General features: G+C 73.3%; 3 protein-coding genes, 1 tRNA gene and 1 pseudogene. All 5 read right to left on the bottom strand.

Annotated elements, in window-relative coordinates; genetic code table 11:
* Positions 1-1,715 (bottom strand): BTAD domain-containing putative transcriptional regulator (locus tag ACWEN3_RS38610; protein ID WP_452981049.1); only part of this gene is annotated, 1,715 nt, incomplete at its 3' end.
* 442 nt (positions 1,716-2,157) lie between these two features.
* Positions 2,158-3,051, bottom strand: a complete 894-nt coding sequence (locus tag ACWEN3_RS38605) for a glycosyltransferase family 2 protein (RefSeq protein ID WP_452981046.1) — start codon at positions 3,049-3,051, stop codon at positions 2,158-2,160.
* Between the two features lie 277 nt (positions 3,052-3,328).
* A tRNA-Thr gene (locus ACWEN3_RS38600) sits at positions 3,329-3,405 on the bottom strand.
* A gap of 108 nt (positions 3,406-3,513) precedes the next feature.
* Positions 3,514-5,100 carry an alpha/beta hydrolase gene (locus ACWEN3_RS38595; RefSeq protein WP_452981043.1) on the bottom strand — a complete coding sequence of 529 codons (1,587 nt, stop codon included), beginning with the start codon at positions 5,098-5,100 and terminating at the stop codon, positions 3,514-3,516.
* Positions 5,101-5,281: 181 nt separating this feature from the next.
* Positions 5,282-6,369, bottom strand: a pseudogene (locus ACWEN3_RS38590) (DNA polymerase III subunit delta'); the annotation flags it as partial.

Raw genomic sequence — 6,369 nt, 5'->3', positions numbered from 1 at the left:
GCGTTGAACTGCTTGGTGCGATCGATGAGTTGGGCGCGCTCGGCGGCGTTGTCGGGCGTGGCGTCCTGCTGGAAGTACGAGTCGAGCTGGGCGTGCCCGGCGTCCAGCCCCTCGCGGCCGCTCACCGCGCGCAGCAGGGCCGCGCTGTCCTCGCCTGTCAGCGGGCCGAGCGGGAAGCGCCGGGCGCCGTCGAGGGCGGTCAGCGGCGAGCGGCTGGTGACGATCACCGCACAGCCCGGCCCGGCCGGCAGCAGAGGCCGTACCTGGGCCGCGCTGGCCGCGTCGTCCAGCACCAGCAGGATGCGGGTGGGGGCGAGCAGTGAGCGGAGCAACGCAGCGGCCGCGTCCGGGTGTTCGGGGATGTTGCGGGGCTCGGCGCCGAGGTCCCGCAGCAGCGCGGCGAGCGCCTGCGCGGAGCTGAGCGGAGCCATGCCGGGCGTGGCGCCGTGCAGGTTCACGTAGAGCTGGCCATCAGGGAAACGTTCCCGCAGCTCATGCGCGACATCCAGGGCGAGCGCGCTCTTGCCGACGCCCGCCATGCCGGAGATCACGGCGACGGCGGGGGCCGGGGCGGGCGGCTCGGTCAGCGCCTGCCGCAGCGCGCGACGCGCCTCGGCCCGGCCGGTGAAGTGGGCGGGCGGAGCCGGGAGCTGGGCCGGGCGCGGGGTCTGCCGCGCGGCCGGGTTCCCTTCGCGCGCGGAGCCGGGAACGACCGGCGGCTCCCCGCCACCGGCCGACGCCAGGTCGTCGCCGAACTCCTCGCCCTTGAGGGCCTTTTCGGCCGGCCGCCGCAGGTCGGCGTGCCCCTCCCCCTCGGGCGGCGCCGGCGCGGTCGCCGTGCCGTCGCTCCCCCGCAGCACCTCCACATGCGCCTCGCGGACCGCGGGGCCGGGCTCGATGCCGAGTTCCTCGATCAGGTGGGCGCGCAGATCACGGTGGACCGCGAGGGCCTCGGCCTGGCGGCCGGTGCGGTGCAGGGCGAGCATCAGCTGCCGGTGGTACGCCTCGCGCAGCGGATGCTCCGCGACCAGGGCCGCCAACTCGGGGATGAGCGCAGCCAGCCGTGCCCCGCCGAGCGCGGCCTCCGCGTCGTAACGCCACTCCAGCAGGAGCAGCCGCGCCTCCTCCAGGCGCTGCACTAGGGCGTAGCCGCCGAGGTCGGCGGGGAGCCCGCTGAGCGGGGTACCGCGCCAGAGCGCGAGCGCGGCCGTGCAGGCCCGCGCGACACCGGACCAGTCGCGCCGGGCGTGCGCGGCGCGCGCCTCGGCGACCCGGGCGTCGAACACGTGCACGTCCAACTCGCCGTGATCGACACGCAGCAGATAGCCCGGCGGTACGGCCCTGAGCCGCTCCGGGTCGTCCAGGAGCCGGCGCAGCCGGGTGACGTGGTTGTGCAGGGATGCCTGCGCGGAGGCGGGCGGCGCCCCGCCCCACAGGGCGTCCTTCAGCGACTCGACCGACACGACCCGGCCGGACTCCAGCAGCAGCGCGGCGAGCAGGGCGCGCACCTTGGGGCTGCCGATGGGCCGGACGGCGTCGTCCGGGTTGCCGTCCGGGACGGCGGCCTGCTGCGGAGGGCCGAGAGGGTCACAGGAGGCCGGGGTGGGGGCGTCGTTCGCGATCGGGTCAGGGGTGTTGTACGAGATACCGTACGGCGGTCGGTCGTAGAGGACCGGCGGTCCCAGCAGTCCGAACCGCAGCTCGCACCGCCGCATCACGCCGCACCACTGCCTTCCCGCGCGGTCGGGGCCGACCATGCTCCGCGACGGGCCCGCGCCCGTCGTTCCCTGGCGGAATTCCGTCCTGTCCACAACGGTTTCCCGCCACCTTCTGCATGCCGCCGCGGCTCCGGAAGGCCCTGTCCAGCAGCCTGTTTCCGCTGCCGCTCGGCGACTTCCGGCCAACCGGTCCGCGACCTGCCGACGAACCGTTGGCCACATGTTAGCGATCCGTTGGCGCGTCCTGATGTGATCATTCCATCGGATCTGGCCCGACGGCGCGCGCGTATGTCGCGTAACTCGGGGGAGTGTCGCCGTAGGCCGGATCCGGGGACGCACAGCCCCGGTCGGCGGAGGTGAACGACCGGGGCTGCGTCCCGTTCTTCTTTCCGGGGCGCTCCCCCGGCGGACGCGCCACCGACCAGCCGCCGACCGCCGGTCAGATCACGGGGGGACGTCCGAGCCGGGTGAGCCGCCACACAGTCCGCCAGCGCATGGGGCGCCGTTCGCCGGGGGATTCCCGCAGCCCCTCCAGGAACCCGCCGAACCACGCCTTCAGACCGGCCGAGGAGCGGGTGCGGGCGAGGGTGAGCAGGGTCCACACGGCGAGGTGCACCGGGACGAGCGGCAGCGGCAGCCGGCGCCGGACGAGCCAGACGCGGTTGCGCGCGTTGACGCGGTAGTAGATGGCGTGCCGGGCCGGTGAGGTCTTGGGGTGCTGGAGGAGCAGCTCGGGGGAGTAACGGATCTTCCAGCCGGCGTCGACGGCCCGCCAGGCGAGGTCCGTCTCCTCGTGCGCGAAGAAGAACTCGGCGGGCCAGTCCCCCGTCTCGGCCAGCATGGACATGCGCAGGGCGTGCCCGCCGCCCAGGAACCCGGTGACGTACCCGCCACGCAGGGGGTCGGACTTGCCGACCCTCGGCACATGCCGCTGCTGGGTCTCGCCGTGCTCGTCGGCGATACGGAAGCCGACGATGCCGAGGCGCGGGTCGGCGGCGTACAGGTCCCGCACGCGGCGCAGCACGTCGGCGTCGACGAGCAGCCCGTCGTCGTCCAGCTCGACGACGACGTCGACGTCACCGAACTCCCGCAGCCGGGCGAGGGCCACGTTCCGGCCACCCGGGCAGCCGAGGTTCTCGTCCACGTCGATGGCGGTGACCTCGCCGGGCAGGGAGAGCCGGGCGGCGAACTCGGGCAGCCGGCAGCCGTTGCCGACGATCACGATGCGGGCGGGGGCGACGTCCTGCTTGGCCACCGACTCCAGCAGGGCGTCGACCTCGGCGGGCCGGTTGCCCATGGTCACCACGGCGACGGCGATCCTCGGCTCCACCACGTCCCTCATCCCATCCGGCCGGCGACGGCACCGCGCCCTGACCGCGCGCTGCCCATCGTTCACCAAGATGTTGCCCCAGGTCCGTGGGTTCGCCGGACCCCGATCGCCTTTGCATCCTTTTTGCGGCGCTTTGCCTGTGAAAGACGAACCCCGGCTCCCCGCATGACCCAGGAGCCCCGCGGCGTCTCCGAGCCTGGGCAAGGGCTCGGCCCAGCGGCCCCGACGTCACCCGGACACGAGAAAACCCCAGGCCGAAAAGTCCAACCCGGGGCTTCTATGGAGCCGCTTTCGGGATTCGAACCCGAGACCTACGCATTACGAGTGCGTTGCTCTGGCCATCTGAGCTAAAGCGGCGCGCTGCCTGCACCAATGGTGCGATCAGCAACATCGGTAAGTCTACACAGTTTCCAAGGGTGCTTCGTACCGGCCCCGGAGCGGGCGGCTCCGGGGCCGGCCGGGGGGTTACGAGCAGCGCTTTCCGACGGGTGGCGGGGTGCCGTGGAGGAGGAAGGTGTCGATCGCGGAGTCGATGCAGGCGCTGCCGCGGCCATAGGCGGTGTGGCCGTCGCCGACGTAGGTCAGGAGGCGGCCCGAGGCGAGCTGGCGGGCCAGGGAACGGGCCCAGCGGTAGGGGGTCGCCGGGTCGCGCGTGGTGCCGACCACCAGGATCGGCGGCGCACCCTTCGCCACGATGCGATGGGGTTCTCCGGTGGCCTTCACCGGCCAGTACGCGCAGTTCAGCGAGGCCCAGGCCAGCCCCTCGCCGAAGACCGGGGACGCCTTCTCGAAGGCGGGCACCGCCTTCTCCACCGCCGCGGGCCCGGCGAAGGCCGGCGGCAGGTCCAAACAGTTCACGGCGGCGTTGGCCATCATGAGGTTGCTGTAGTGGCCCTTCGCGTCGCGCTCGTAGTAGGTGTCGGCGAGTGCGAGCAGGCCTGCGCCGTCGTTCTCCTTCATCGCCGAGGTCAGCCCCTCGCGCAGCTGCCCCCACGTCGTCTGGTCGTACATCGCCTCGATCACGCCGGTGGTGGCCAGCGCCTCGCCGAGCTTGCGGCCGGACGCGTCGCCCGCCGGGATGGGGTGGGCGTCCAGCTTGCGGAAGAAGGCCCTGAGGGCGTCGCCGACCTGTGCGGGCGTGGCGCCCTTGCCGCCGAGCGGGCAGTCCGAGTGCCGTACGCAGTCCTTGGCGAAGGCCTGGAACGCCGTCTCGAAGCCCGCCGTCTGCTCCAGGTTCATCCTGAAGGCGTCGAGGGAGGGGTCCATCGCGCCGTCCAGGACCATGCGGCCCACCCGGTTCGGGAACAGGCCGGCGTACGTCGCCCCGAGGAACGTGCCGTACGACGCTCCGAGGTAGTTCAGCTTCGGGTCGCCGAGGGCCGCCCGCAGGATGTCCATGTCCCGCGCTGCCTCGACGGTGGAGACATGGCGCAGCAGGCGCGCGGAGCGGGCGTCGCAGCTCTCCGCGAACTTCCGGTCCGCCGTGACCACGGCGTTCCGTTCCCTCTGGTCGTCGGGGGTGAGGTCGGTCTGCGTGTACGTGTCCATCTGGGGGCCGTCGAGGCATTCGACGGGTTCGCTTCGGGCGACGCCGCGCGGGTCCATCGCGACGATGTCGTAGCGGGCGCGGATCTCGGCGGGGTAGCCGATGCCGGCGTACTGCTGCAGATAGTTGATCGCCGACCCGCCCGGGCCGCCCGGGTTGACCAGCAGCGAGCCGAGGGGCGTGGCCGTGCCGGTGGCCTTCTTCCGGGCGACGGCGAGCCGCAGGTCGCCCGCCCCCGGCCTGGCGTAGTCCAGCGGGGCCTTCATCGTCGCGCACTGGTAACCGGGGACGCCGCAGCTGCGCCACTGCAGCCGCTGCGTGTAGTACGGCGTCAGCGCCGACGGCGTCGAACTCGGCAGCGCGGCCAGTACCGCGTCCGCCGCGTTGCTCGCCGATGTGGTCGAGCTGCCGGAGGAACAGGCGGACAGGAGCAGGGCTGCGGCCATGAGGAGGGCGGCCGCGAGACGGGCCGGTGTCCGGGTGCCGGGGGATGGCCTGGTGTGCATCAGACGAGCGTAACGCTGAGCGATGCCTCGGACGCGTTGCGTACGCGAAGTGGCTTCGTACGAGGGACAGTGTCGGCGGCTTCGTACCAGGGACATCGTCGGTCGGCCTCCCAGTGACGGTCCCCCGGCAAGCGGTCCGCCCTGCGGCGCCGCTCCCTGCTGTCGTCCTCCGCTGCGGTCCTCACCCCGCCCGTAGCGCCATGGTCATGGCCTCCACCGCCAGCAGCGGGGCCACGTTGCGGTCCAGGGCCTCGCGGCAGTCGGCGATCGCCTCGATGCGGCGCAGGGTGGACTCCGGGCTGCTGCCCCGGGCCAGCCGCTCCAGCGCGTCCTCGGCGTCGGCGTTGGCGATCGCCACGCGGGAGCCGAGCTGGAGGGCGAGGACGTCGCGGTAGAAGGCGGTCAGGTCGCCGAGGGCGACGTCGAGGCTGTCGCGCTGCGTACGGGTTCTGCGGCGCTTCTGCATGTCCTCCAGGTCCTTCATCACCCCCGCCGTGCCGCGCGGCAGCCGGCCGCCCTGAACCGCGCCGAGCGCCGCCTTCAGCTCCTCGGACTCCCTGCCGTCCATCTCCTCGGCGAGCTGCTTGGCGTCCTCGGCGGCCGCGTCGACCAGTTCCTGGGCGGCTCTGAGGCACGCGCCGACCTCGTCCAGGCGCAGGGGCAGCTTCAGCACGGCCGCGCGGCGCTCACGGGCCGCCGGGTCGGTGGCCAGGCGCCGGGCGCGGTCCACGTGGCCCTGGGTGGCGCGGGCGGCGGCCTGCGCGACCTGCGGTTCGACGCCGTCGCGGCGTACGAGCGTGTCGGCGACCGCTCCGACGGACGGGGTGCGCAGGTTCAGGTGGCGGCAGCGGGAGCGGATGGTCGGCAGGACGTCCTCGATGGAGGGGGCGCACAGCAGCCAGACCGTGCGGGGGGCGGGCTCCTCAACGGCCTTGAGAACGGCGTTGGCCGACTTCTCGTTCAGCCGCTCGGCGTCCTCGACCAGGATGATCTGCCAGCGGCCGTTCGCCGGGGCGGTGAACGACTTGCGGACCGTGTCCCGCATGTCCTTCACCAGGATCTCGGAGCCGACCGCGGCGACCGTGTTGACGTCCGCGTGGGTGCCGAGCAGCGCGGTGTGGCAGCCGTCGCAGAACCCGCAGCCGGGGGCTCCGCCGAGGGCGCGGTCGGGGCTCACGCACTGCAGGGCCGCGGCGAAGGCCCGCGCCGCCTGGTTCCGGCCCGCTCAGGCACGCCACGTGAACAGCCCGGCGTGGGTCATCTTCGACG

This window comes from Streptomyces sp. NPDC004561 (assembly GCF_053602155.1).
The sequence above is the reverse complement of the archived record's forward strand: the minus strand, read 5'-3'. Positions and strand labels throughout refer to the sequence as shown.